General features: G+C 72.4%; 24 protein-coding genes. 17 read left to right on the plus strand and 7 right to left on the minus strand.

From position 1 onward, the window contains the following. The 7 genes from AC07B0_RS15020 to AC07B0_RS15050 are packed head-to-tail and all read left to right on the plus strand — an operon-like array spanning position 1 to position 9,860. Positions 1-1,596: a GNAT family N-acetyltransferase gene (locus AC07B0_RS15020; protein ID WP_478898304.1), complete on the plus strand. Its 1,596-nt coding sequence runs from the start codon at positions 1-3 to the stop codon at positions 1,594-1,596. Further along, entirely contained in the window at positions 1,593-2,675 is a 1,083-nt protein-coding gene (locus tag AC07B0_RS15025) for a S66 family peptidase (protein WP_478898306.1), read from the plus strand. The genes AC07B0_RS15020 and AC07B0_RS15025 overlap by 4 nt, the downstream gene beginning before the upstream one ends. Continuing rightward, positions 2,675-4,063, plus strand: coding sequence for an MFS transporter (locus AC07B0_RS15030; RefSeq protein WP_478898506.1), 1,389 nt, complete (start codon positions 2,675-2,677; stop codon positions 4,061-4,063). The genes AC07B0_RS15025 and AC07B0_RS15030 overlap by 1 nt, the downstream gene beginning before the upstream one ends. Next, complete coding sequence (locus AC07B0_RS15035) at positions 4,056-5,333, plus strand: condensation domain-containing protein (RefSeq protein WP_478898308.1); 1,278 nt, start codon at positions 4,056-4,058, stop codon at positions 5,331-5,333. Before AC07B0_RS15030 ends, AC07B0_RS15035 begins: the two co-directional genes overlap by 8 nt. Beyond that, positions 5,334-6,581: a cytochrome P450 gene (locus AC07B0_RS15040; RefSeq protein ID WP_469377185.1), complete on the plus strand. Its 1,248-nt coding sequence runs from the start codon at positions 5,334-5,336 to the stop codon at positions 6,579-6,581. A gap of 55 nt (positions 6,582-6,636) precedes the next feature. Further along, the gene (gene alaS / locus AC07B0_RS15045) at positions 6,637-9,300 is read left to right on the plus strand and encodes an alanine--tRNA ligase (protein ID WP_356873293.1); all 2,664 of its coding nucleotides are present in this window, start codon (positions 6,637-6,639) and stop codon (positions 9,298-9,300) included. Further along, positions 9,297-9,860: a YbaK/EbsC family protein gene (locus tag AC07B0_RS15050; protein ID WP_356873295.1), complete on the plus strand. Its 564-nt coding sequence runs from the start codon at positions 9,297-9,299 to the stop codon at positions 9,858-9,860. The genes alaS and AC07B0_RS15050 overlap by 4 nt, the downstream gene beginning before the upstream one ends. Positions 9,861-9,870: 10 nt before the next feature. Here the strand turns inward: AC07B0_RS15050 and AC07B0_RS15055 are convergent, their stop codons facing one another. Continuing rightward, the gene (locus tag AC07B0_RS15055; protein ID WP_469377188.1) at positions 9,871-10,893 is read right to left on the minus strand and encodes a helix-turn-helix transcriptional regulator; all 1,023 of its coding nucleotides are present in this window, start codon (positions 10,891-10,893) and stop codon (positions 9,871-9,873) included. 43 nt (positions 10,894-10,936) lie between these two features. Between AC07B0_RS15055 and AC07B0_RS15060 the strand changes: the two genes are divergently transcribed. Both AC07B0_RS15060 and AC07B0_RS15065 read left to right on the plus strand, forming a co-directional pair. Then, on the plus strand, positions 10,937-11,233 hold the full coding sequence (locus tag AC07B0_RS15060; RefSeq protein WP_478898310.1) for a hypothetical protein: 297 nt from the start codon (positions 10,937-10,939) through the stop codon (positions 11,231-11,233). 136 nt (positions 11,234-11,369) lie between these two features. Next, complete coding sequence (locus AC07B0_RS15065; RefSeq protein WP_356873301.1) at positions 11,370-11,933, plus strand: LysM peptidoglycan-binding domain-containing protein; 564 nt, start codon at positions 11,370-11,372, stop codon at positions 11,931-11,933. A gap of 87 nt (positions 11,934-12,020) precedes the next feature. Here AC07B0_RS15065 and AC07B0_RS15070 read toward each other — a convergent pair whose 3' ends face one another. Next, on the minus strand, positions 12,021-12,722 hold the full coding sequence (locus tag AC07B0_RS15070) for a DUF5324 family protein (protein ID WP_356873302.1): 702 nt from the start codon (positions 12,720-12,722) through the stop codon (positions 12,021-12,023). Between the two features lie 175 nt (positions 12,723-12,897). Here AC07B0_RS15070 and AC07B0_RS15075 point away from each other — a divergent pair, with 175 nt between their 5' ends. Further along, entirely contained in the window at positions 12,898-13,425 is a 528-nt protein-coding gene (locus AC07B0_RS15075) for a peptidylprolyl isomerase (protein ID WP_356873575.1), read from the plus strand. A 123-nt stretch (positions 13,426-13,548) separates the two neighbouring features. Further along, complete coding sequence (locus AC07B0_RS15080) at positions 13,549-14,424, plus strand: rhomboid family intramembrane serine protease (protein ID WP_356873304.1); 876 nt, start codon at positions 13,549-13,551, stop codon at positions 14,422-14,424. Positions 14,425-14,541: 117 nt separating this feature from the next. Here the strand turns inward: AC07B0_RS15080 and crgA are convergent, their stop codons facing one another. Beyond that, the gene (gene crgA, locus AC07B0_RS15085; protein WP_356873306.1) at positions 14,542-14,799 is read right to left on the minus strand and encodes a cell division protein CrgA; all 258 of its coding nucleotides are present in this window, start codon (positions 14,797-14,799) and stop codon (positions 14,542-14,544) included. Positions 14,800-14,891: 92 nt separating this feature from the next. Between crgA and AC07B0_RS15090 the strand changes: the two genes are divergently transcribed. The 6 genes from AC07B0_RS15090 to AC07B0_RS15115 all read left to right on the plus strand — a co-directional run bounded on the left by AC07B0_RS15090 (position 14,892) and on the right by AC07B0_RS15115 (position 18,897). Continuing rightward, positions 14,892-15,668 carry a DUF881 domain-containing protein gene (locus AC07B0_RS15090; protein ID WP_356873308.1) on the plus strand — a complete coding sequence of 259 codons (777 nt, stop codon included), beginning with the start codon at positions 14,892-14,894 and terminating at the stop codon, positions 15,666-15,668. Continuing rightward, entirely contained in the window at positions 15,637-16,407 is a 771-nt protein-coding gene (locus AC07B0_RS15095; RefSeq protein ID WP_478898312.1) for a class E sortase, read from the plus strand. The genes AC07B0_RS15090 and AC07B0_RS15095 overlap by 32 nt, the downstream gene beginning before the upstream one ends. Before the next feature lie 91 nt (positions 16,408-16,498). Then, complete coding sequence (locus tag AC07B0_RS15100; protein WP_185902496.1) at positions 16,499-16,675, plus strand: hypothetical protein; 177 nt, start codon at positions 16,499-16,501, stop codon at positions 16,673-16,675. Continuing rightward, complete coding sequence (locus AC07B0_RS15105) at positions 16,672-17,310, plus strand: aminodeoxychorismate/anthranilate synthase component II (protein WP_356873312.1); 639 nt, start codon at positions 16,672-16,674, stop codon at positions 17,308-17,310. Before AC07B0_RS15100 ends, AC07B0_RS15105 begins: the two co-directional genes overlap by 4 nt. After that, positions 17,307-18,149: a class E sortase gene (locus AC07B0_RS15110; RefSeq protein ID WP_478898314.1), complete on the plus strand. Its 843-nt coding sequence runs from the start codon at positions 17,307-17,309 to the stop codon at positions 18,147-18,149. The genes AC07B0_RS15105 and AC07B0_RS15110 overlap by 4 nt, the downstream gene beginning before the upstream one ends. A 13-nt stretch (positions 18,150-18,162) precedes the next feature. Next, entirely contained in the window at positions 18,163-18,897 is a 735-nt protein-coding gene (locus AC07B0_RS15115; RefSeq protein ID WP_356873314.1) for a class E sortase, read from the plus strand. A 92-nt stretch (positions 18,898-18,989) separates the two neighbouring features. Here the strand turns inward: AC07B0_RS15115 and pknB are convergent, their stop codons facing one another. From pknB to AC07B0_RS15135, 4 genes are all read right to left on the minus strand, one after another. Beyond that, positions 18,990-21,035, minus strand: a complete 2,046-nt coding sequence (gene pknB, locus AC07B0_RS15120; protein ID WP_356873316.1) for a Stk1 family PASTA domain-containing Ser/Thr kinase — start codon at positions 21,033-21,035, stop codon at positions 18,990-18,992. A gap of 157 nt (positions 21,036-21,192) precedes the next feature. Continuing rightward, on the minus strand, positions 21,193-22,656 hold the full coding sequence (locus AC07B0_RS15125) for a peptidoglycan D,D-transpeptidase FtsI family protein (RefSeq protein WP_356873318.1): 1,464 nt from the start codon (positions 22,654-22,656) through the stop codon (positions 21,193-21,195). Beyond that, the gene (locus AC07B0_RS15130) at positions 22,653-24,077 is read right to left on the minus strand and encodes an FtsW/RodA/SpoVE family cell cycle protein (RefSeq protein WP_356873320.1); all 1,425 of its coding nucleotides are present in this window, start codon (positions 24,075-24,077) and stop codon (positions 22,653-22,655) included. Before AC07B0_RS15130 ends, AC07B0_RS15125 begins: the two co-directional genes overlap by 4 nt. A gap of 31 nt (positions 24,078-24,108) precedes the next feature. Then, entirely contained in the window at positions 24,109-25,569 is a 1,461-nt protein-coding gene (locus tag AC07B0_RS15135) for a PP2C family protein-serine/threonine phosphatase (RefSeq protein ID WP_356873322.1), read from the minus strand. Positions 25,570-25,602 lie beyond the last annotated feature (33 nt).

Raw genomic sequence — 25,602 nt, forward strand, 5'->3', positions numbered from 1 at the left:
ATGAACCGCTTCACCGAGGAGACCCTCACCACCGCGCGGCTCGTGCTGCGCCCCTTCGCCGAGCGGGACGTGCCCGCCGTCCGGGCCGCCTGCGACGACCCGACGACCCAGCGGTGGCTGCCCCTGCCGAGCCCCTACACCGAGGCGCACGCCCGCTGGTGGTGCACCGAGGGCGCCCCGGCCTCCCTGGCCGGGGGCGACGGCATCCAGTTCGCCGCCGAGGACGCGCAGACCGGCGAACTCGTCGGCTGCTTCGGCCTCAAGTCCACCAACTGGACCGAACTGACCTGCGAGATCGGCTACTGGACCGTGCCCGCCGCACGCGGCCGCGGCTTCGCGCCCGAAGCCGTCGGCGCCGTGGCCGCCTGGGCCCTGACCTCGACCCCGGTCCGCCGGATCACCCTGCTCGCCGCCACCGGGAACACCGCCTCCCAGCGCGTCGCGCTCAAGGCCGGCTTCACCCGCGAGGGCGTGCTGCGCGGGGCCGGCACCACGCACTCCGGCCGCGTGGACCACGTCGTGTACGGGCTCATCCCCGGAGACCTGCCGCTGCCGCAGGCGGCGCGGGGCCCCGCGCCCGTCATCGGGGAGGACGTACGGGAGCGGGTGCGGGCGCAGCTCACCGCCGCGGCCGGGGGCACGGGCGGTCTCGCGGGCGGTTTTGCGCTGGTCAGTGCGCACGAGCACACCGGCGCCGAACTCATCTTCCACAGCGAGGAGTCCCAGCACACCTACCGGCAGTCCGTCACGGAGCTGATGGAGCTGCTCACCACGCTCGGCCGGGACCTGCTGCCGGAGCCGCCCTCGGCCGTCGGCGCGCTCGTCCTGCCGATGCCCTACTACCGGCGGTTCAAGCCGGAGGGCACCCAGGTCGACCCCGACACCTGCAGCCGCGTCATCCGGCACCGGAACCTGGAACTCCTCGACGACTGCGCCCGTTTCCGCAAGGACAACCCGCCGGCCGCGGGGCTGCCGATGACCGCCCTCATGGCCGACCCCTTCCGCGACGCCGACGCCTTCGCCGCCGACTACGAGGGCCGCCTCGGCGAGGTGTTCGCCCTCAAGTGGCACCCGCCGGCCGCCGAGACCCCGATCGCCGAGTACGTCGCGCGCGGCTACCTCGACCTCGCCGCCCGCTGGGACGTGCCGACCGTCCTGCACTGCTCGCCCGAGGGCCGCCTCGGCGACCTCGCCGAGATCCGCGCCGACGCCGTCCCCGCCGCCGTGCGGGCCGGCGCCCGGATCAGCCTCGCCCACCTCGGGTTCAACAACCCCGGGCTCACGGAGGTCCTGGAGCAGCCCGGCGTGTACGCCGACCTCGGCCCGTGGGAAGCGGTCTGCGAGCGGACCGTCGGCGACCCCGGTCCCGTCGATTCCGACGCCCGGCTCGCCGCCCTGATCGCGGACTGCGGCCCCCGCCTGATGTTCTCCCTCGACACCCCGTGGCACCTCCAGCCCTGGGACGACGGGCGCGTCCTCGGCGCCGGAACCTCCGAGGCCGTACGGCGCATCCTCGGCTCCCTCGGCCTGAGCGGCGCCGACGAGCGGGCCCTCCTCGCGGGCAACGCCCTGCGCTACCTGTTCGGCACGGCATGAGCGCCGGCCGCGGGCTGCCCGTCACCACCGCCCCGCCCGCGCTCGCGCCCGGCGCCGTCGTGGGAGTGGCCGCCACCAGCGCCTACGCCGCCGGCCGGTTCCCCCGGCGCACCCTGCGCGCCTTCGCCGCGCTGGAGCGGGAGCTGGACTGCACGGTGCGGTTCGCCCCCGAGGGCCGGTACGCCGGCCAGATCGCCGGCACCGGCCGCGAACGGGCCCGCGCGCTCCTCGACCTGTACGCGGACCCCGAGGTCGGCGCGGTGTTCACGACCATCGGCGGCAACAACTCCAACGACCTCCTCGAACACCTCGACGAGCTCACCGGGCTGCCCCCGAAGATCCTGGTCGGCTACAGCGACAACACGGCCCTGCTCCTCGGCTGCCAGGCCCTCACCGGCACCACCGTCTTCTACGGCCCCGCCCTGCTGCCCCAGTTCGGCGAATGGCCGCGCCCCTACGCGGAGACCACCGGGCACCTGCGCGACACCCTCCGGGGCGGCGCCGGCGGGGGCTGGCCGCTGCCGGACTGGTGGACCCAGCCCCACGGGGACTGGGCGAGCGCCGACCAGGAGGAGCGGCCCCGCCACCCGGGCAGCCCGTACGTCCTGCGCCCGGGCACCGCCGAGGGCGTCCTGTTCGGCGGCAACGTGCCCACCCTCGGCTTCCTCGCCGGGACCCGCTGGCTGCGCCCCCCGGACGCGCCGACCGTGCTGTGCCTGGAGGGCACCGCGGACGGGGCGGCCGTACCGGCGTTCCAGCGCAGCCTGACGCAGCTGCGCCACCTCGGCATCGCCGAGCGGGCCGCCGCCGTGCTCGTCGGGCGCACCCCGGGAGGCCCGTACGGCCCGGAGCACACCGAGGCGCTGCACCGGATCCTGCTCGACGCGTTCCCGGGCGACGTACCGATCGTGCTGGACCTGCCCTTCGGGCACACCGACCCGATGCTCACCGTCCCGCTGGGCGCGGCCGCGCGCGTGGAGGCGCACGAGGGGCGCCTTCCCGTCGTGCGCGTGCCCGGGCCGGTGGTCGCGCCGGTACCCGCTTCCACCACGGAGAAGGAGGGTCCGACGTGTCCCTGATGAAGGATCTGCGCGCCCTGCCGCGTCCCGCCAGGACCCTGCTCGCGCTGGGCGCCGTCAACAACATCGGCTCGGGCCTCGTCCTGCCGTTCCTCGTCGTCTACATCCACCAGATCAACGGACTGGGCCTGGCCACCGCCATGCACGCGGTGTCGGTCACCTCCGTCGCCGTCATCCTGGGCGGGCTGCACGCGGGCCGGCTCGCCGACCGCATCGGCGCCCGGCGCGCGGCCGCCGCGCACATGCTGCTCAGCGCCGTCGGCGTGGCCGGGTACGCCGTCGCCTCCGAGGCCTGGCAGTTCCTCCTCGCCGCGCTGGTGTGGGGGCTCGGCCTCGGGGGTTCCTCGGCGTGGAACACGCTGCTCGCCGGGTCGGTGCCGCCGGAGTCCCACCCGGTGGTCTTCGGCTCCAGCTTCACCCTGGCCAACGCGGCCATGGGCATCGGCGGCCTGCTGGGCGGGGCGCTCGCGACCGTCGCGCACCCGATGTCGTTCCGTCTGCTGTACGGGGCGGACGCGCTCAGCTACCTCGGGATCGCCGTCGCGATGTTCCTGCTGCGCGGGCTGGACGCGGCCGAACCGCCGAAGCCGGCACCGGGGCAGGACGGCGCCAAGGGCGCCGGCTACCGGCAGGTGTTCGCGAACGGCCCGTTCCTGCTGGTCATGGGGCTGGGCACGGCCCTGTACTTCGCCTCGTACGGGCAGCTGGAGGCGGGCCTGCCCGCCTTCGTGCTGACCAGCACCGACGTGGACTCGGGCGGCCTCGCGGTGCTCTTCGCCGTGAACACGGCGGGCGTCATCGGGGCGCAGCTGGTGCTGCACGAGCTGATCAAGCGCTGGAGGCACACCCGGACCGTGGCCCTGGCCGGTGCGGCCTGGGCCGCGAACTGGGTGCTCGTCCTGTGCGCGCTCGCCGTGGACGGCCGGGGCCCGCAGCTCGCCGTGCTGATCGCGGGGATGGTGCTGTTCGCCGTCGCCGAGACCCTGTACGCGGCCGGGATGCCCTCGCTGGTGAACTCGCTGGCCGCGCCGGAACTGCGCGGGCGCTTCAACGCCGCTTACGGGTCCGCCACTTCGGTGGGCTTCGTGACGGGGCCGCTGGCCGCCGGAGTCCTGGTGGCCGGTGGCGCGGGCGCGGGCTTCGTCGCCGGCCTGGCGGTGCTGTGCGCGCTGGTCCCGGTGGCGCTGCTGGCGTCGACCGGCCTGCTCGGGCGGGCCGCGACGGCCGTGACCGGGGCCCGGGCGGGCGAATCCGCCGGTGCCGCCGGTGCCGACGGTGCCGACGGTGCTGCCGGGTCCGCTGGAACCGCCGGGTCCGGCGCGTCCGGCGCGCCCGACGGGTCCGCCTCGCGCGCCGCCGAAGCGGGTCAGGAGGCCGTCCGTGCCTGAGCGGCCCACCCACGAGTCGACCAGAGGAGTCGTCATGCTGTCCTCCCGCCAACTCCCCTCCGAACTGCGGTGGTTCAAGGGCGCGGAACCCGCCGACGCCGTCACGCTCGCCTACCTCGCGACCGGCGGCGCCGACCGGACCGACCCGGACCGGCTCGCCGCCGCCCTCACCGCCCTCGCCGCCCGGCACCCCGCGCTGCGCGGGCCCCGGCCGCCGCAGGGCGTCACCGTGCACGCCACCCCCGGCGAGGGCTGGGACGCCGTCGGCCGGGCGCTGGCCGCCGCCGAGTCCCGGTCGGGACGTCCCTTCGACCTCGGCGACGGGCCGCTGCTGCGGGCGGAGCTGTACCGCTGGACGCAGGGCGCGCTGCTCGTCGTACAGGTGCACCGCTCCGCCGTCGACGGGCCCTCGCTGCCGCTCCTGGAGGCCGAACTGGAGCGCCTGTACGGGGCCGGCCCGGAGGCGGGGCCGCTCCCGGCCCCCGTACCGGACGGCCTGCCGGGCACCCTCCCGGCCGCCGCGCCGGACCCCGACGGGGCGGACGCCCTGCGCGCCGCCTGGGCCGTCCAGCTCGCCGGGGCCGTACCGCAGGCCCCGCCCGTCGCGGCCGCCGGTGCGGCGCCGTCCGGGCCCGCGCAGCTGCGGCTGTCGCTGGCGCGGCCGGTCCTCGACGGGCTCCTGGCCCGGGCCGGCGACGCCACCGTGACGCCCGCTCTGGCCCTGCTCGCGGTGTACGGGCTGGCGCTGGCCCGCTTCACCGGGCAGCGGGACCTCTGCGTCGGCCTGCCGGTGCCCGCCCGCCACGAACCCGGCCGATGGGCGGTGATCGGCCCCCTCGCGGACCTGGTCCCCGTACGCGTCCGGACCGACGGCGCCGACGCCGTGGCGGACTTCCGCTCCGTACTCGGCTCCGCCGCGTTCGCCCTGCGCCACCAGCGCCTCGGCTACGAGGAGATCCGTGCCTGCGGCCCCGCCGCTCCCGGCCCCCTGCTCCGCACCGTCTTCTCCGACTGGCCGCGCTGCGCCTCGCGCACGCTCGACCTGGACGGCGCCGTCTTCGCCCCCGCCCGCCTCACCGCGCGGACCAGCCCCTTCGACCTCACCGCGGAGACCGTCGACCCCGGCCACGCCGACGGCCGGCTCTACCTCGACCTCACCGCCGATCCGGACGTCCTCGACGGCGGCGCGCTGCGCGCACTGGGCGACGTACTCGGCCGGACCGCCCACGAACTCGCCGGGCTCGACACACCCGCTCAGGAGGTGCCCTAGATGACCACGACCACCGCGGCGCCGGCCCCCGCCGCCGTACCCGCCGCCGCCGTACCCGCCTTCGACGCCGAGGAAATCCTCTCCGCCGAGGTGGCCCTCGACCCGGCGGCCTTCTTCGCCCGGCTGCGCGCCCACGAGCCCGTCCACTGGAACCCGCCGACCCGCAGCTGGTACGTCACCCGGCACGCGGACGTCGAGGCGCTGCTGATGGAGAGCGCCCTCGGGGCCCGCGACAAGACGGAGATGCTCGCCTCGATGACCGAGGACATGCGGGCCGCCTTCGCCCCCGTCGAGGAGTTCCTCGGCAAGTGGCTGGTCTTCGCCGACCCGCCCTACCAGCTCAAGGCCCGCAAGGCCCTCCAGCGGGCGTTCACCCCGCGCAGCCTCGCGCCCTTCACCGAGACCGTCCGGGCCGCCGCCGAGGCGGCCGCCGCCGCCCTGCGACCCGGCGAGGGCGATCTGTTCCAACAGGTGGCGCGCCCGTACGCGCTCACCGCCATCTGCGCCTTCCTCGGCATCGACGACGCCGAACGGGCCGACGTACTGCGCTGGTCGGACGCCCTCATCGGCTACCTCAGCATGCCCGTCCTGGAGAAGGAGACGGCGCTGGCCGCGGGCCGGGCGGTCCGCGAGCTCACCGCCTACGTCACGGGCACGGTCCTGCCGCGCGGCTCCGGACCGATGGCCGCCCTCCTCGGCGGGCTGTACGCGGACGGCTCCCTCGACGACCGGGAGGTCACGGCCCTCTTCGCGCAGCTGCTCACCGGCGGCGCCGAACCGGTCGCCACCGCCGTCGCCGTGGGCATGGCCGCCCTCCTCGCCGACCCCGGGCAGCACCGGGCGCTGCGCACGGGCGAGGTCCCGTACGCGGCCGCCGTGGAGGAGGCCCTGCGCTACTCCTCGCCGTTCCACTTCGCCCCGCGCACCGCCCTGCGGGACTTCGAGTACGCCGGGCACCGGATCGCCAAGGGGCAGCGGGTGGTCCTGGTCCTCGCCGCCGCCGACCGGGACCCCGAGGTGTTCGAGGACCCCGACCGCTTCGACGTCCGGCGGACCGGCGGACGGCACGTCGCCTTCGGCCGCGGCGGCCACTTCTGCCTCGGCGCGGCCCTGGCCCGGATGGAGGTCGAGGCGATGTTCCGGGCCCTCGACGAACGCCACCCGGGTCTGCGCGGCGGCACTCCGGCCCTGGTGCGCGAGCCCGCCTTCGGGGTCACCTCCGTGTCCGCGATCCCCTGCCTGGTCTGACCCGCCCGCCCCGTCCGTCCCCTTCGCATCCGCAGTTCCGTACCGAGGTGATCCCGTGCACTCCCAGCAGATCCGTTCCACCTTCCTCGACTTCTTCACCGGCCGCGGCCACGAGCTCGTCCGCTCCAGTCCGCTCGTCCCCGACGATCCGACGCTGCTCCTGGCCAACGCGGGCATGAACCAGTTCAAGCCCTACTACCTGGGGGAGACCCCGGCGCCGTTCCCGCGCGCCGTCTCGGTCCAGAAGTGCGCCCGCACCTCCGACATCGAGAACGTCGGCCGGACCGCCCGGCACGGCACGTTCTTCGAGATGCTCGGCAACTTCTCCTTCGGCGACTACTTCAAGTCCGACACCATCGCGTACGCGTACGAGCTGGTCACCAAGGGCTTCGGACTCGACCCCGAGAAGCTGTGGGCGACCGTCTACCTCGACGACGACGAGTCGATCCGCGTCTGGGAGCAGGTCGGCATCCCCGCGTCGCGGATCCAGCGGCTCGGCAAGGAGGACAACTTCTGGTCGATGGGCGTGCCCGGACCCTGCGGCCCCAACTCGGAGCTGTACTACGACCGCGGCCCCGCCTTCGGCCCCGAGGGCGGCCCGGCCGTCAACGACGAGCGCTACATGGAGATCTGGAACCTGGTCTTCATGCAGTTCGGCCGGGGTGAGGGCGAGGGCAAGACCGACTACCCGATCCTCGGCGAGCTGCCGATGAAGGGCATCGACACCGGCATGGGCCTGGAGCGGCTCGCGGTGATCCTCCAGGACGTCGAGAACGTCTGCCAGACCGACCTGCTGGCCCCGACCCTGGCCACGGTGCAGGAACTGGCGGGCCGCGGCTACCCGGGCAGCGGCGCCGAGAAGGTCTCCTTCCAGGTGGTCACCGAGCACGCCCGCGCCATGGCCTTCCTCATCGCGGACGGGGTCCTGCCCTCCAACGAGGGCCGCGGCTACATCCTGCGCCGGCTGATGCGCCGCGCCGTGCGGCACGGCCGGCTGCTCGGCATCGAGGGCCCGCTGCTGCCCGCCGTGACCGGCAGCGTCATCGCCAACCTCGGCACCGCCTGGCCCGAACTGACCGAGCACGCGGGTCTGATCGAGCAGATCGTGCACTCCGAGGAGGAGTCCTTCGGCCGGACCCTGCGCCAGGGCGCCAAGCTGCTGGACGCGGCCGTGCGGCGTGCCAAGGACCAGCGGTCCGGCACCCTGTCGGGGGAGACCGCCTTCGAACTCCACGACACCTTCGGCTTCCCCGTCGAACTGACCCTGGAGACCGCGCACGACGCGGGCCTGGAGGTCGACGAGGACCGTTTCGCCGCGCTCCTCGCCGCCCAGCAGCAGCGCGCCAAGAGCGGCGGCAAGGCGAAGACGGCCGCCGCCCTGCGCCGCCAGGACGCCTACCGCGACCTCGTGGCCCGGCACGGCCGCACCGACTTCCTCGGCTACGAGCGCCTGACCGCCGAGAGCACCGTCCTCGCCCTGCTCGACGAGGGCACCCCGGTGGCGGCGGCGGGCGCCGGTCGGCAGGTCGAACTGGTCCTGGCCGCGACCCCGTTCTACGCCGAGGGCGGCGGCCAGGTCGGCGACACCGGCCTGCTGCACACCGCGGACGGCGCCGTCCTGGAGATCACCGACACCCGGCGCGGACTGCCCGGCTTCCACGTCCACACGGCCCGGGTCACCGCGGGCGAGATCCGTACGGGCGACACCGCCGAGGCCGTCGTCGACGCCCGGCGGCGAGCCGCCGTGGCCCGCTCGCACTCCGCCACGCACGTCCTGCACGCGGTGGTGCGCGAGCTCCTCGGCAACCACGCCGCGCAGCACGGCTCGCTCGTCGACGACGGCCGCCTGCGCTTCGACTTCGTGCACTTCTCCGCGCTCTCGGCGGGCCAGCTCGGCGAGCTGGAGGCCCGGGTCAACGAGCGGCTCCTGGCCGACCCGGAGGTGCGGGTCTGGTACGCGGACCGGGCGGAAGCCGAACAGGCCGGTGCGCTGGCCCTGTTCGGGGAGAAGTACGAGGAGACGGTGCGCATCGTCGACATCGGCAACTTCTCGCGCGAGCTGTGCGGCGGCACGCACGTGGCGCACGGCTCCCAGGTCGGCGCCCTGCGCATCGCGGGCGAGTCCTCGGTCGGCGCCAACCTGCGCCGCATCGAGGCCTGGACGGGACACGAGGCGCTGCTCTCCGCCGACCGCGAACGCGCCCTGCTGCGCGAGCTGTCGGGGCTGCTGGGCGCCCGCCCCGAGGACGCGGTGGAGGCCCTGCGCAAGCGGCTCGACCTGCTGGCCAACGCCCAGGCCGACGTGGAGCGGATGCGCAGCGCCGAGCTGTCGGCGATCGCCGCCGGTCTCGCCGAGAAGGCCGAGGCCATGCCGGGCGGCATGCTGGTCGCGACCCGGGTGGACGGGGTCGACGCGCAGGAGCTGCGGCAGCTGGCCTCCACCGTCGCCGTACGCCTGGCCTCAGGGGTCGGGGTCGTCGTCCTCGGCACCCCGCACGAGGGCAAGGCCCTGCTGGCCTCGGCCGTGGGAAGCCGGCTGCGCGAACAGGGCATCGAGGCCCGTGAGGTGCTCGCCGAGGCGGCCGCCGTCATCGGCGGCGGCGCGGGCGGCAAGGGCGCGCTCGCCAGCGCCGGAGGCCGGCACGCCGAGAAGCTGGGCGACGCCCTGTCGCTGGCCCGGGCCTCCGCCGCGACGGTCCTGGGCCGGAGCGCGCGGTGACGGCGCTCGGGCTCCGGGCCCGGCCGCTGTCCGAGGGGGCGGTCCTGCGGGCCGCCGCCCCGGCGGGCGCCCTGGACGTGCACCCGATGCTGGCGGCGCTGTTCCGGGCCTCGGGGGCGCGGCACCGGTTCATCGCGCACGCCCCGGAGGGCCGTACGGACGCGGCGAGCCTGCTGCGCGGACATCCGCTGGCGCAGGCCGCCAAGTCCATCGTGCTGCGCGTCGCCTACGGCAAGCGGCGGCGCCGCTACGTCCTCGCCGTGGTGCCGGGCGACCGGCGGGTGGACCTCGCCGCCGTCGCCGACCTGATGGGCGGCACGGAGGCGTCGTTCGCCGTACGGGAGGTCGCGGAGCGGCTGACCGGCTGCGTCAGCGGGTCCATCGCCCCGTTCGCGCTGGGCGCGGCCGCGGCCGAGCTGGAGGTGCTGGTCGACGAGGAACTGACCGGGCACCCGGCGCTCTACTTCAACACCGGGCGGCTGGACATGTCCGTGGAGCTGGCGGTGTCCGACTACCTGACGCTGGCCCGGCCGGCGGTGGCACGGATCGCGCAGCGGTGAGGGCCGCCGCTCAGATCCAGCCCCGCTCGGTGGCGCGGACGCCCGCCTCGAACCGGCTGCGGGCGTCGAGGCGGGCCATGATGTCGGACATCAGGCGCCGGACGCTGCGGACGGAGATGGCCAGCTGCTTGCCGGCGGCCTCGTCGGTCATCCCGGAGGCGAGCAGCCGCAGCAGTTCCCGCTCCTGGGGACTGAGCCCGAGGCTGTCGGGCTGTTCGGCGGTGCCCAGCGGGCGGGCCGCCTCCCAGATCTTCGCGAACAGGGTCAGCAGCGCGACGACGACGCTCGGCTCGCGGACGACGAGCGCGCCCGTGCCGGAGTTCTGCGGATCGATGGGGAGGACGGCGGCCTTCTGGTCGACCAGGATGATGCGCATCGGCAGGACGGGATGGGTACGGACCTCACCGCCGCAGGAATTGAGCCAGGCCGCGTAGCGGCGGGTGGCGGGGTGGTTCCGGACGCTGTCGAGGTACACCGTCCGGATGTCCACGCCGCGCTGGGCGAGTTTCTCGTCCAGGGCTTTGCTGGCCGTCATGCTGTCGGTGGTCAGCGAGGCTTTGGGAATGAGGGCGAGCACCTCGGAGCGGGCTTCCTCGGAGATTTCCTCCAGGTATCCGCGTACGGAATCCATGCCGCGCAGGTACTCGATGTTCCCGCCGCTGGCGCCGGTTTGTCCCCGCTCGAATTCGGCCACGAGGTCGGCCATCGCGGCGCGGCCTTCCTCAAGCCTCTGCTGGCGTTCCAGGATTTCCTTCTGCTGGGCGGAAATCAGTCCGGCGAGGGCGAGGCTGGGCTTGACCGGGACGATGGCTCCCGGCTCCTCCCAGGAGGGGCGCACCAGTGCGGAGGCGGCGAGTTCGTCGAGGCCGGCGCGGACCTCCTCCTCGGGGACGCGCAGTTCGCAGGCCAGCTCGGCGATCCCCCACTGATGGTTCTTGATCATGGCCCGGTACACCGTCTCGGCCCGTCCGCCGATGCCCAGGCACGCGAGCGACGAGTCCGAACTCCCCTTGGTGTACAGAGATTCAGTCATTCCACCCGTCCTTCACCCACCCGCGAGAACACGAGATGATTCCATGTATGCAACCCTGTTGAAACTGGAGGGTGACGGGAGTGCCCTGCGCGGCACTTTCCAGCGCGTCCGAGAAATTCTGGCGCGGAACGGGCTCGGCGAACACCTGCAGCATGTCTACGCTTCTTCTGCGGCCGGCGGGTATCAATTCGTACTGTTCTTCAATGCGCCGGACCAGGTTGAGGCGTTGCAGCAGACCCGTCACATCGGTGACACAATTCGCAGGGAACTGTCCGACTCCACGGATCGCTGGCGATTGTACTCTCAGGTGGCTGGAATTCGTTCTTCCGGTGTGTGGTGAGCGTCACCCGGCGCGCCGGGAACTCCGCAGGGGGTCCCCCGTACGGCCCAGTCACAGGGCCCCCGGGCCCGGGGTGTCCGAGAGTGGGGGCAGGCACCTAGCCCGGGGGGCCACACCACGCCGGAGGCGCACGCACATGGGACTCTTCGATTTCCTGAAGTCCGACAAGAAGAAGGAACACGAGGCGGAGAAGGCGCGGGAGCAGGTGGAACAGCAGACCCCGGCCGCCTCCCCGCCCGCGGCGCCGAACGCGCCCGCCGGCACCGGTTCGAAGTACACGGACGCCGCGGCGGCCACCAAGGCGGCCGCCGACCGCATGGCCGCGGCCGCGCCGCCGAAGCCCGCCGCCGCTCCCGCGGCGCCCACCCCCACCTCCGCCGCGCACAAGGCCGTCCCCGTGGCGCCCAAGCCCGCGGCGATGCCCAAGCCCGCCGCGATGCCGCCCAGGGCCGCCGCGCCCGCCGCGCCCGCGGCGCCCAGCCCCGCGTCGGCCGCGCACAAGGCCGTCCCGGTGTCGCCCAAGCCGGCGGCCAAGAAGCGCACGTACACGGTCAAGCCGGGGGACTCGCTCTCCGCGATCGCCCGCCGCGAGCTCGGCAACGAGGGCCGCTGGCGCGAGCTCTACGCGATGAACCGGGGCGTCGTCGGCCCGAACCCGGACCTCATCCACCCCGGCATGGTGCTCACCCTCCCCAACTGAACCCGGCGGCGCACGGGAAGGGGCCCGGATCCTGGTGGATCCGGGCCCCTTCCCGTGTTCGCCGCGCGTGCCGGGCGGCCGGGTCCGTCAGAGCTGCTTGTCCGGGGAGCCCTCGGGCCCCGCGTCCGCCTCACGTTCCTTCTGCGCCAGTTCCTCGTCGAACGCGGCCGGGCCGGCGTCGCGGGACGACAGCTCGGTGGCCGCCGGGGGTTCCACGAGCCAGTCCGGGTTGGACTGCCGGTCCCACCACTTCCACGCCGCGAAGGCGCCGATGGCCAGTACGCCGACCAGCGCGACCCCGCGCGCCGCCCGCCCGCACCGCTCCCGGCGCTCGTGGCGGCGCACCAGCCGGCGGACCTCCTTCGCCGACACCTGGCCGCGCAGCGCCGCCAGGGCGGCCGTCGACCGGGACGCGGCCTCCTCCGCCACGGGCGTGGCGGCCGCGAGCGCGCTCTCCAGCTTCGGCTGGGTGTAGTCGGCGGCCTGCCGCGCCGCGAGGCGCGTCTGGAGCACGGCCTGCGTCGCCGCCCGGTCCACGCCCGGCGGCACGTGCGTGCGGGCCTGCTTCAGGCGCGGATGCACGTGGCAGTCGTACGTCGTACGGGCCTGTCGTGCGGCCTCGGTGGCCGCCTGCGACATCATCGGCGCCAGTCGCTCGTTCGCCTCTTGCGCGTAGTGCACAGCCGCGTCCTTGGCGGTTCCTGCGTACGGCGCCACCACTTCCGCTGCGTGCCGGACCGTATCCCTGGCGCTTTCGGCGGCCAGGCGCACGCTGTCCTTGCGGGTCACGGGGATCCTCCTCCTCGGTGGCGGACACGGTTCACCTTTCCACCCTTTGTCGGATCATGCCTGCCATAGCGCCGCCGGGCATGCGTGACAGGGCATACGAGTGGAGGATTTCTGTGCGGCGCTGCCCTCCGTGGGAGGATCGGAACCGACAGTGATGACTATGGAAGGCAGACCCGTGGCCGAGAAGCTCTACGCCACCCTGAAGACGAACCACGGCGACATCGAGATCGAGCTGCTGCGGAACTTCGCTCCGAAGACCGTCCGGAACTTCGTGGAGCTCGCGAAGGGCGAGCGCGAGTGGACCCGCCCCACCGACGGCCAGAAGACCACGGCACCGCTCTACGACGGCACCGTCTTCCACCGCGTCATCAGCGGCTTCATGATCCAGGGCGGCGACCCGCTCGGCAACGGCACCGGCGGCCCCGGCTACCAGTTCGCCGACGAGTTCCACCCCGACCTCGCCTTCACCAAGCCCTACCTGCTCGCCATGGCCAACGCCGGGCCGGGCACCAACGGCTCCCAGTTCTTCATCACGGTCGCGCCGACCGCCTGGCTGACCCGCAAGCACACGATCTTCGGCGAGGTCACCGACGCCGCCAGCCGCAAGGTCGTGGACGCCATCGCCGCCGGCGAGACCAACCCGCGCACCGAACGCCCCGTCGCCGACGTGATCATCCAGTCCGTCGTCATCGAGGAGCGCTGACCCCGGCAGCCCCTCACCCCCGCCCGGGGCGCGACCCCGGGAACCTTTCCGCCCCGCCCGTCCGTCCTGGTTGTGTACCGGACCGGCGGGGCGCCGCTGTCCCGCCGCCGACCGAGGGGACCGATGGACACCGACCGTCTGCCGGGCTGCTACCGCCACCCGGACCGCGACACGGGGATCGCCTGCACCCGCTGCGGGCGCCCCATCTGCCCGGAGTGCATGATCAGCGCCTCGGTGGGCTTCCAGTGCCCCGACTGCGTGCGCGGCGGCTCCGGCACCGGGCACGCCGCCACGGCCAACGCGCCGCGCACCCTCGCGGGCGGCCTCGTCGCCGCCGATCCCCAGCTCGTCACCAAGGTCCTGATCGGGATCAACGCGGCCGTGTTCCTCGCCGCGTACCTGGTCCCGGGGCTGGCCATCCAGCTGGAGCTGCTGGGCCGCTACGTCCAGTACTGGGGAGCCCCCGTCGAAGGGGTCGCCACCGGCCAGTACCACCGGCTGCTGACCTCGGTGTTCCTGCACGTCGAGTGGTGGCACATCATCGGCAACATGCTGGCCCTGTGGGTGATCGGCGGTCCGCTGGAGGCGGCCCTGGGCCGCGTCCGCTACCTCGCGCTCTACCTGCTGTCGGGGCTCGGGGGCAGCGCCCTCGTCTACCTGCTGACCGCGCCGAACACCCCGACCCTCGGCGCCTCGGGCGCCGTCTGCGGGCTCCTCGGCGCCACCGTCGTCCTCGCCCGCCGGCTGCGCTACGAGATGCGGCCGGTCCTGATCACGCTCGGGCTGATGCTGCTCGTGACCTTCGTACCGCTGGGCGGCAGCTGGTCCGTGTCCTGGCAGGCCCACATCGGAGGCCTGGTGACCGGCGCCCTCGTCGCCCTGGGCATGCTCGGCCGCGCCACGGGCAGGAAGCGCACGCTCGTCCAGTGGGGTACCTGTGCGGCGGTGTTCCTGCTGGCCGCAGCGGTGGTATTGGTCCGGACGGCCGCACTCACCTGATCACACCGGCGTCAACTCTCCACAGAGTTATCCACAGATCTTCTGTCTTTTCCTCAGGTGTGGATGACGCTGTGGATAACTCATGGGGAGAGCTTGCGTTCCGGCGCTAGATGCGCACTACTTCCACTGCGTCGAGACGCCGAAGCCCGCCGCGATGAAGCCGAAACCGACCACGATGTTCCAGTTCCCCAGGGCCTCGACCGGCAGCTGGGTATCGGTCACGTAGAAGACGACGATCCACGCCAGACCGATGAGGAAGAACGCCAGCATGACCGGCGCGACCCAGCTGCGGTTCGTCAGCCTGATCGTCTGCGCCTGCTTCCCCGCCGACGGCGGTGTGTAGTCGTCCTTCTTGCGGATACGTGACTTCGGCACGAGGGGCTCTCCTGTCGATGCGCTGGGGGACCTTGCCTGCCCCGGGCGTCCGTTAGCGTAGTGGACCTGTGGCGTTGAAGGAGAAGGGTACGTTGAGCAATTCCGACGACTCCTCCGCGGGTCCCCGTCTGCGGGCCAGACCGGTCCGGCTGCTGACGGCCGCCGTTTTCGCCCTCGCCGGGCTCATTTTCGTCACCAGCTTCAACACGTCCAAGGGTACGAACATCCGCACGGACGCGTCACTCCTCAAACTGTCCGACCTCATCCACGAGCGCAGCGCCGACAACGCCGAGCTGGAGAAGAGCGCCGCCGCCCTGCGCTCGCAGGTCGACGCCCTCGCCGACCGCGACGACGGCAGCACCAAGGCCGAGGACGCCAAGCTGGCCGCCCTGCGCAAGGCCTCCGGCACCGAGGAGCTCTCCGGCAAGGGCCTCACCGTCACCCTCAACGACGCCCCGCCGAACGCCACGGCCCGCGTCCCGGGCGTGCCCGAACCGCAGCCGAACGACCTCGTGATCCACCAGCAGGACCTCCAGGCCGTCGTGAACGCGCTCTGGCTGGGTGGCGCCGAGGGCATCGAGGTCATGGGCCAGCGCCTGATCTCCACCAGCGCGGTGCGCTGCGTCGGCAACACCCTGATCCTCCAGGGCCGGGTCTACTCGCCCCCCTACAAGGTGTCGGCCGTCGGCGACCCCGGCGCCCTGCGCAAGGCCCTCGCGGACTCGCCCGCCCTGCAGAACTACCAGCTGTACGTCAACGCCTACGGACTGGGCTGGAAAGTGGACGAGGAGAAGAGGCTGACACTGCCCGGCTACTCCGGCACAGTGGACCTCCACTATGCGAAGCCGCTGGAGTCCGCCGCGCCCTGACGTCGTACTGCGCCTGGTGGTACGGACGCTCAGCGAGGTGTGCCTGACGGCCGGCACGCTGATCGTGCTCTTCGTCGCCTACGTCCTGCTGTGGACCGGGGTCAAGGCCGACCGGGCCATGGACGGCGAGCGGGACCGGCTGCGCGACCGCTGGGCGGCCGCCGCCCCGGCCGCGGCGCCCGAGCCCCCGCCCCCGGGGCAGGGCGGCCGGCAGCCCCCGCCACGGCCCGCGGAGGACCCGCCTGGGGAGCCGCCCGCGGAGGAGCCACCCGCGCCCTACCCCGCCGGCCGGGCCTTCGCCGAGATGACGATCCCGCGCTTCGGCCCGGACTGGAACAAGCCGGTCCTGGAGGGAACGGACCCCGACCTCCTGAAGAAGGGCCTCGGCCACTACCCCGGCACGGCCCGCGCCGGCGGCACCGGGAACTTCGCGGTCGCCGGCCACCGCCGCACGTACGGCGACCCCTTCAAGGACGTGCCCCTGCTCCGCCCCGGGGACACCGTCATCGTCCGGGACGCCACGCACCGGTACACGTACACCGTCCGCGCCGCCCCGCTGCGCACGCTCCCCACCGAGACCGGGGTCGTCGACCCCGTGCCGGCGAAGTCCCCCTTCACCGCCCCCGGCAAGTACCTGACCCTGACCACCTGCGAGCCGGAATGGGGCCACAGCCACCGCCTCGTCGTCTGGGCGGAGCTCACGGACACCCGCCCCGCGCGGCAGGGCGCACCAGAGTGATTGCACAGCGGACCCACCGCGCCGGGCCTCTGCCTTTAGGCTGTTGCGGTACCGCCCCTGCGGTGCGTGGAGCGAAAGGGACGCGGACGGAATGTACGGCTGGATCTGGCGGCACCTGCCGGGCAACGCGTGGGTACGCGCGCTGATCTCACTCGTACTGGTCCTGGCGGTGGTGTACGTGCTGTTCCAGTACGTCTTCCCGTGGGCCGAGCCGCTCCTTCCGTTCAACGATGTGACGGTGGACGAGGGATCGGGAGCCACTCCGTGAGCGCGCGCATTCTGGTTGTCGACAACTACGACAGCTTTGTCTTCAATCTGGTCCAGTACCTCTACCAGCTCGGCGCCGAATGCGAGGTGCTGCGCAACGACGAGGTCGCGCTCGCCCACGCCCAGGACGGCTTCGACGGCGTGCTGCTCTCTCCGGGGCCGGGCACGCCGGAGGAAGCGGGCGTCTGCGTGGACATGGTCCGCCACTGCGCGGACACCGGCGTGCCGGTCTTCGGCGTCTGTCTCGGCATGCAGTCGATGGCCGTCGCCTACGGAGGCGTGGTCGGCCGGGCCCCCGAACTGCTGCACGGCAAGACCTCGCCCGTCGTGCACGAGGGCCTGGGCGTCTTCGCCGGGCTGCCCTCCCCCTTCACCGCCACCCGCTACCACTCCCTCGCGGCCGAGCCGCTGACCCTCCCCGACGCGCTGGAGGTCACGGCGCGCACCGAGGACGGGATCATCATGGGCCTGCGGCACCGCGAGCACGACGTGGAGGGCGTGCAGTTCCACCCCGAATCGGTGCTGACCGAATGGGGCCACCGGATGCTCGCGAACTGGCTCGTGCGCTGCGGCGACGCCGGAGCCGTCCAGCGATCGGCGGGACTGGCCCCGGTGGTGGGCAAGGCCGTCGCGTGACGGCGGTCGCGCCGTCCGCGCCCACCGAGGGCCGGGCCGCGCGGCGCAAGGCCGCCCAGGAGGCCGCGAAGCGTTCGCACGCACGGGCGCGCCGACGGGGCGGGCGGGGCCGCAGGCGAGCCCGCCCGCGCTCGGGAGGCGCGGTCGTGGTGCTGAGCCGGGCGGTCGGGGAGCTCTTCATCACCGTCGGCCTGGTGATGCTGCTGTTCGTCACCTACCAGCTCTGGTACACGAACCTGCTGGCGCAGCGGACCGCGGACGGGGCCGCCGGCTCCCTGCAGCAGACGTGGGAACGCGCCCCTGACCCGGCGGCGCCCGGCCAGGGCGCGGCGCCCCCGGTGGCGGCCTTCGAACCGGGCCAGGGCTTCGCCATCCTCCACATCCCGAAGCTGGACCTGAAGGTGCCGGTGGCGGAGGGGATCAGCAAGCCGAAGGTGCTGGACCGGGGCATGGTCGGGCACTACGGCGAGGGGGCGCTGAAGACGGCGATGCCGTCGGACAAGCAGGGCAACTTCGCGGTGGCCGGCCACCGGAACACGCACGGCGAGCCGTTCCGCTACATCAACAAGCTGGGGCCGGGGGATCCGATCGTGGTGGAGACGCGGGACGCGTTCTACACGTACGAGATGACCTCGATCCTGCCGCAGACCCCCCCGACGAACGTCTCCGTGATCAAGCCGGTGCCCGAGGGCTCCGGATTCACCGGCCCGGGCCGGTACATCACGCTGACGACCTGCACTCCCGAGTTCACGAGCACCTACCGGATGATCGTATGGGGCAGGATGACCGAAGAACGCCCCCGCAGCCAGGGCGCTCCGCCCGCGCTGAACAGCCCGTAAGGACGAATCCGCAGTGTCTCGTGCCCGCCGCCGCTCCGCACCGCCGCCCCGAAACCGCAGCGTGATCGCCGGGTTCCTGAGCCTGCTGGGAGAGGTCCTGATCACGGTGGGCCTCGTCCTGGCCCTGTTCGTGGCCTACTCGCTGTGGTGGACGAACGTCCTCGCCGACCGTCAGGCGTCGGAGCGCGGCGACGAGGTCCGCCGCCAGTGGCAGGCGGCCCCCGCACCCCCGGCCGGCGCGCCCGCCGAGCCGGGCGCCCTCGACACCCAGGGCGGCATCGGCTTCCTGCACGTACCGGCGATGAAGAACGGCGAGGTGCTGGTCAAGCCCAGCACGGACCCCGACGTCCTCGACGACGGCGTCGCCGGGTACTACACCCAGCCCGTGAAGTCCGCCCTGCCCTGGGACGAGAAGGGCAACTTCGCGCTGGCCGCGCACCGTGACGGGCACGGGGCCAAGTTCCACAACATCGACAAGGTAAAGACCGGCGACGCGATCGTCTTCGAGACCCGCGACACCTGGTACGTCTACAAGGCCTTCGCCGAGCTGCGGCAGACCTCGAAGTACAACGTCGACGTCATCAACCCGGTCCCCAAGGAGTCGGGCAAGACGGCCCCCGGGCGCTACATCACGCTGACGACCTGCACCCCCGTCTACACGTCGAAGTACCGGTACATCGTGTGGGGTGAGCTCGTACGGACCGAGAAGGTGGACGACAAGCGCACCCCGCCGGCCGAGCTGCGCTGAGCCGCGGCGGACGGTGTTTCACGTGAAACAGGCCCGGCCCCTCTCCGTGGAGAGGGGCCGGGCCTTCGTTCGTACGGGGGTGCCGCCGGCCGTCAGCGGCCGCCGAGGCCTCCGATGAAGCCGCCGCCGTTGCCGCCGTTCCCGTTGCCGCCCTGCTGACCGCCCTGGCCGCTGCCGGGCGAGGTCTGGAGGTTGACGACGGTTCCGGCCGGCTGCGGGGTCCCGGCCGCCGGGTCGGACTGCAGCACCGTGGCGTTGTCGTCCGTCGGGCCCGACAGGACCGCTCCGAAGGTCAGGTTGGCCCGCTTCAGGTCGTCCTTGGCCTGGGCCACGGTCCGGCCGAACAGCAGCGGCACGGCGGTCGGCGCCGCGGTCGCCTTGGCGATGCTGACGTTGACCGGGGTGTCCTTGGCGAGCTGCTCACCAGCGGCGTACTGCTGGTGGACGATCGTCTTCGGCGCCGCCCCGGGCTGGTCGACCTCGGTCGTGCTGCCGAGCTTCAGCTTGGCGGCCGTGAGGAGCTTGACCGCCTCTTCCTTGGTCTTCCCGGTGAGGTCCGGGACGGTGCCCTTGGAGATCTCCTTGGAGACGATCAGCTTGACGACCGAGCCCTTCTCGGCCTCGGTGCCGCTCTTGGGGCTCTGCTCCAGGACCACGCCCGGGTTGCCCTCGGACTCCCGCAGCTCCTTCTCGACCTGGAAGTTCTTGTCCTTCAACGCGGACTCGGCCCGCTCGTACGTCAGGCGCACCACGTCGATCACCGGCACCTTGGGGGCGCCCGAGGAGACCTTCACCTTGACGGTGGTGCCCTCGTCGACCTTGGTGTCGGGTTCCTTGTCCTGCGAGCAGATCCTGCCCTTGGGCTGGTTGTCGCAGGGCTCGTCGGCTTCCTTGACCACCGTGAGCTTCACGCTCTGGGCGCGGCCCTGTGCCGATTCCAGGGTGTCGCCGACGAACTTGGGCACGGAGGGCCGGTTGTCGGCCCGGTCGCTGAAGAGGGACTTGCCGATGAGGATCGCGCCGACCAGGACGAGGACGCCGGCGAGGGCCAGCAGGACCGTGGAGGCCCGGTTCTTCTTCTGGCGGCGGCCGTGACCGCCCTGGTCGTAGCCGCCGTGGCCCTGGTCCCCGTACCCGTAGCCGTTGTCGCCCGGGGGCATCGGCGGGAGCATCGAGGTCTGGCCGGAGTCGGGGGAGCGCAGTGCGGTGGTGGGCTGGTCGTAGCCCTGGTGCCCGTAGCCGCCCTGGTCGGGATAGCCGTACCCGGCCGCGCCCATGGAGGCGGTGGCGGCGACGGGCTGGCCTTCGAGGCAGGCCTCGATGTCGGCCCGCATCTCGTCCGCGGACTGGTAGCGGTAGTCGGGGTCCTTGACCAGCGCCTTGAGGACGATGGCGTCCATCGTGGGCGTGATCTCGGGGTCGAAGTTCGACGGGGGCTGGGGCTCCTCGCGGACGTGCTGGTAGGCCACGGCCACCGGGGAGTCACCGACGAACGGCGGCCGCACGCAGAGCAGCTCGTACAGCAGGCAACCCGCGGAGTAGAGGTCCGAGCGCGCGTCGACCTGTTCGCCCTTGGCCTGCTCCGGGGAGAGGTACTGGGCGGTGCCGATCACGGCGGCCGTCTGCGTCATGGTCATGCCGGAGTCGCCCATGGCGCGGGCGATGCCGAAGTCCATGACCTTGACCTGGCCGGTCCGGGTCAGCATGACGTTGGCGGGCTTGATGTCGCGGTGCACGATGCCGGCGCGGTGCGAGTACTCCAGGGCCTGGAGGATGCCGATGCACATCTCCAGGGTGCGCTCGGGCAGCAGCTTGCGGCCCGAGTGCAGCAGCTCGCGCAGGGTCGAGCCGTCGACGTACTCCATCACGATGTACGGGATGGAGATGTTGTCGACGTAGTCCTCGCCGGTGTCGTAGACGGCGACGATCGCCGGGTGGTTCAGCGACGCGGCCGACTGGGCCTCGCGGCGGAACCGGGCCTGGAAGGACGGGTCGCGGGCGAGGTCGGCGCGCAGGGTCTTGACGGCGACGGTACGGCCGAGCCGGGTGTCGTGACCGAGGTAGACCTCGGCCATGCCACCACGGCCGAGCACGTGGCTCAGCTCGTACCGGCCGCCGAGGCGACGCGGCTCTTCCATAACGTTTGCAGCCCTCTCCGTCAGTCCCGACCGCACCCGTGTGTGGTCCGGCGGTGTGCTGTTCGCGGCAAGGCTACCGGCCGATCGTCGGTGATCGGTTCGTGACCACAGGCTGATATCGGACCGGTACCGAGCGCTCGGACACTGCCCCGGCTTCTCATCCCTTGTTCTTCAGTACGGCTTCCATGACCGCCTTGGCGACCGGTGCCGCCAGACCGCCGCCGCTGATGTCCTCGCGGTCCGCGGCGCTGTCCTCGATGACGACGGCGACGGCGACCGGCGAGCTGCCGTCGGGGTTCTCGGCGTAGGAGATGAACCAGGCGTAGGGGCGCTTGGCGTTCTTCTCGCCGTGCTGGGCCGTACCGGTCTTGCCGCCGACCTTCACGTTCTTGATCTTGGCCTGGCCGCCGGTGCCCTTCTCGACGACGTTGACCATCATCTGCTGGACCTTCTGCGCGTTCGCGGCGGAGAGGGGCCGGCTCATCTCCTGCGGCTCGTGCTTCTCGATCACGTCGAGGTTCGGAGCGGTCAGCTGGTCGACCATGTACGGCTTCATCAGCTTGCCGTCGTTGGCGATCGCCGCGGTGACCATCGCCATCTGGAGCGGGGTGGCCGCCGTGTTGAACTGGCCGATCGAGCTCTGCGCGTTGCCGTCCTTGCCCATCGTCTTGTCGTAGACGCTGGCGAAGGCGCGGACCGGGATGTCGATCTTGTCGTTGTTGAAGCCGAACTTCTGGGCGGTCTCGACCATCTTGTCGCGGCCGACCTTGTCGCCGAGGTTGGCGAAGACGGAGTTGCAGGAGACCTGGAGCGCGAAGTTCAGCGTGGCCTTCTCGCAGCCCGAGGCGTGGTTGACCATCGGGGTCTTCGTGCCCGGCAGGATGTACGGCTCGGGCGTGTCCGTGGGCGCCTCGATGTCCGTGACCACGTTGTTCTCCAGCGCGGCCGCGGCCGTGACCACCTTGAACGTGGAACCCGGCGGGTAGGTCTCGCGCAGGGCGCGGTTGACGAGGTTCTTGTCCTCGCTGTCCTTGAGCGAGACCCAGGCCTTCTCGTCCGCGTCGGAGAAGCCGGCGAAGCTGGACGGGTCGTAGGACGGGGTGCTGACCAGGGCCAGGACGGCGCCGGTGCGCGGGTCGATCGCCGCGACGGCGCCCTTCTTGCTGCCGAGCTGCTGGAAGGCGGCCTTCTGGGCGGCGGCGTTCAGGGTGGTGACGACGTTGCCGCCCTGCTTCTTCTCACCGGTGAACATGCCGATGGTGCGGTCGAAGAACAGCCGGTCGTCGTTGCCGGTCAGGATGCCGTCGTCGATGTTCTCCAGCTGCGTGGAGCCGAAGGCCTGCGAGGCGTAACCGGTGACGGGCGCCCACAGGGGGCCGTCGAGGTAGGTGCGCTTGTACCGGAAGTCGGTGCTGTCGGTCCGCGTGGAACCGGTGATGGGCTGGCCCTCGACGATGATGTTGCCGCGCTCGGTGGCGTACTGGGCGATCAGGACCCGGCGGTTCTCCTTGCGGGTGCTGAGGTCCTCCGCCTGCACGTACTGCAGCCAGTTGGTCCGGATCAGCAGGGCGAGGACGAGCAGCCCGCAGAACAGCGAGATGCGGCGCAGGGGCTTGTTCATGACGGGCGGACCACCTGGGTCATCTCGGAGTCGGGGGACGGGGCGGGGGCCGGGGCGGGCCGGCGTGCGGTGTCGCTGATCCGGATGAGGATGGCGATGAGCACCCAGTTCGCGAGGACCGAGGAACCACCGGACGCGAGGAAGGGCATGGTCATGCCGGTGAGGGGGATGAGGCCCATGACTCCGCCGGCGACGACGAAGATCTGGAGGGCGAAGGCGCCGGACAGCCCGATGGCGAAGAGCTTGCCGAAGGGGTCGCGGGCGGCCAGCGCGGTGCGCACGCCCCGCTCGATGATCAGACCGTAGAGCAGCAGGAAGGCCATGACGCCCGTCAGGCCGAGCTCCTCGCCGACGGTCGAGAAGATGAAGTCGGAGTTCGCGGCGAAGCCGATGAGGTCGGAGCTGCCCTGGCCCCAGCCGGTGCCGAGGACACCGCCGGACCCGAAGCTCATGATCGACTGGCCGACCTGCTCGCAGGCGCCGGAGGTGGCGTAGCAGCCGAAGGGGTCCAGCCAGGCGTTCACACGGGCCTCGACGTGGCTGGCGGTGGTGCCGACGACCACGGCGCCGGCCATCGACATCAGCAGGCCGATGACGATCCAGCTGGTCCGCTCGGTGGCCACGTACAGCATGATCACGAACATGCCGAAGAAGAGCAGCGAGGTGCCGAGGTCGTTCTCGAAGACGAGGACGAGCAGGCTCATCGCCCAGATCATCAGGATCGGGCCGAGGTCACGGCCGCGCGGCAGGTAGAGGCCCATGAAGCGGCGGCTGGCCAGGGCCAGGGCGTCGCGCTTGACCATCAGGTAGCCCGCGAAGAACACCGCGATGACGATCTTCGCGAACTCGCCGGGCTGGATGGAGAAACCGCCGACGCTGATCCAGATCTTGGCGCCGAACACGTCCGCGCCCAGACCCGGGATCACGGGCAGGATCAGCAGGACCAGGGAGGCGGCCATCGAGATGTACGTGAACCGCTGGAGCACGCGGTGGTCCTTGAGGACCAGCAGCACGACGGCGAACAGGGCGATGGCCAGCGCCGTGTACATCATCTGCCGCGGCGCGGACTCGGAGAAGGCGCCGAAGTTCCGCTTGGCGAGCTTCTGCAGCCGCTCGGACTGGTCGAGCCGCCAGATGAGGACCAGGCCCAGCCCGTTCAGCAGGGTGGCGATCGGCAGCAGCAGCGGGTCGGAGTACTTGGCGTAGCGCCGTACGACGAGGTGGGCGATGCCGGCGAGCACGCCGAGGCCGAGCCCGTACAGCAGCATGCCCGGAGGCAGCTCGCCGTGGATCGACAGGCCGACGTTGGCGTACGCGAAGATCGGGATGACCACGGCGAACGCGAGCAGCATGAGCTCGGTGTTCCGCCGGCTCGGCGCCTCGATGGCGCCGATGGTGGTCGTGTTGGTGACAACGCTCATGGTGTGTCGGGCCCCCTGTGCCCGCGTATCTCTACTGCTTTTCGCACAGGCCGGCCATCGTCTGCTCCGCGGGAGTCAGAACGGGGCCGGGCGTCTGGTTGTTCTGCGCCTCGGCGGCGCGGCGGGCCTCGTCCTTCTTGCAGGCGGCGACCTGGGTCCCGAGCTCGTCGACCTTCTTGCGGGCGCCGTCGAGACTGCCTTCGGTGATGGTGGCCTCGACCTGCTTCCGCTTGAAGGACGGCAGGTACTTCAGTTCGATCTCGGGGTGATCCGTCTCCACCTTCGAGAGGTGGATCCAGGCCAGGTTCTGGCTGATGCCGCGGTACAGCGCGACGTGCTCGCCCTTGACGCCGATGTAGTACTGGGTCTGCGTCCACCGGTGCGCGGCGTACAGGCCACCGCCGACGACACCGGCCACGAGCAGCAGGATCAGCGTCCGCGTGGTCCACTTGCGCCCTTTGCTGCGGCGCCTGCGCGGGTGGTCGTACGTGTCCTCGTACGGCGGGTCGGCCTCGTACGCGTCGGGTTCGCCGAAGCTGCCGTAGCCGCCGCCGCCCGGGCTCTGGTCGGGGTATCCGTAGCCGGGGGCCTCGCCGCTGCCGGGAGGGCCGAAGGCGCCGGCGGGCGGAGCGGCCTGACGGCCGAGGCCCGAGGCGCGCCCGGCCGGGGTCTGCATGGCGTTGCCGTCGAAGAGCTGGTGCTGGTTCTCGGCGACCGCGCCGACGACGACCGGGGTGTCGTTCAGCTGGGCGGCGAGGGTGTCGCCGCTGTCGGTGTCGAGGACGTCGGCGACGATGCAGGTGATGTTGTCCGGACCGCCGCCGCGCAGGGCGAGCTGGATCAGGGACTGCACCGTCTCGTGGGGGCCGTGGTAGTCGGCGAGGGTCTCTTCCAGGGTCTGGTGGGAGACGACGCCGGACAGCCCGTCGGAGCAGATGAGGTAGCGGTCGCCGGCCCGGACCTCGCGGATCGAGAGGTCGGGCTCCACGATGTCACCGCTGCCGAGCGCCCTCATGAGGAGCGAGCGCTGCGGGTGGGTGGTGGCTTCCTCTTCGGTGATGCGGCCCTCGTCGACGAGGCGCTGCACCCAGGTGTGGTCCTGGGTGATCTGCGTGAGGACGCCGTCACGGAGCAGGTAGGCGCGGGAGTCGCCGACGTGGACGAGTCCGAGGCGCTGACCGGTCCACAGGAGGGCGGTGAGCGTGGTGCCCATGCCCTCCAGCTGGGGGTCCTCCTCGACCATGACGCGCAGCTGGTCGTTGGCCCGCTGCACGGCCACGCTCAGCGCGGTGAGGATGTCGGAGCCCGGGACGTCGTCGTCGAGCTGGACGAGGGTCGAGATCACCTCGGAGCTGGCGACCTCGCCGGCGGCCTGGCCGCCCATGCCGTCGGCGATCGCGAGGAGCCGGGGACCGGCGTAGCCGGAGTCCTCGTTGCCCTCGCGGATCATGCCCTTGTGCGATCCGGCGGCGAAACGCAGGGACAGACTCATGCGCACCTGCCCTGTCGACGCTGCCTCCGGGTA

This window comes from Streptomyces sp. NPDC044704 (assembly GCF_056433525.1).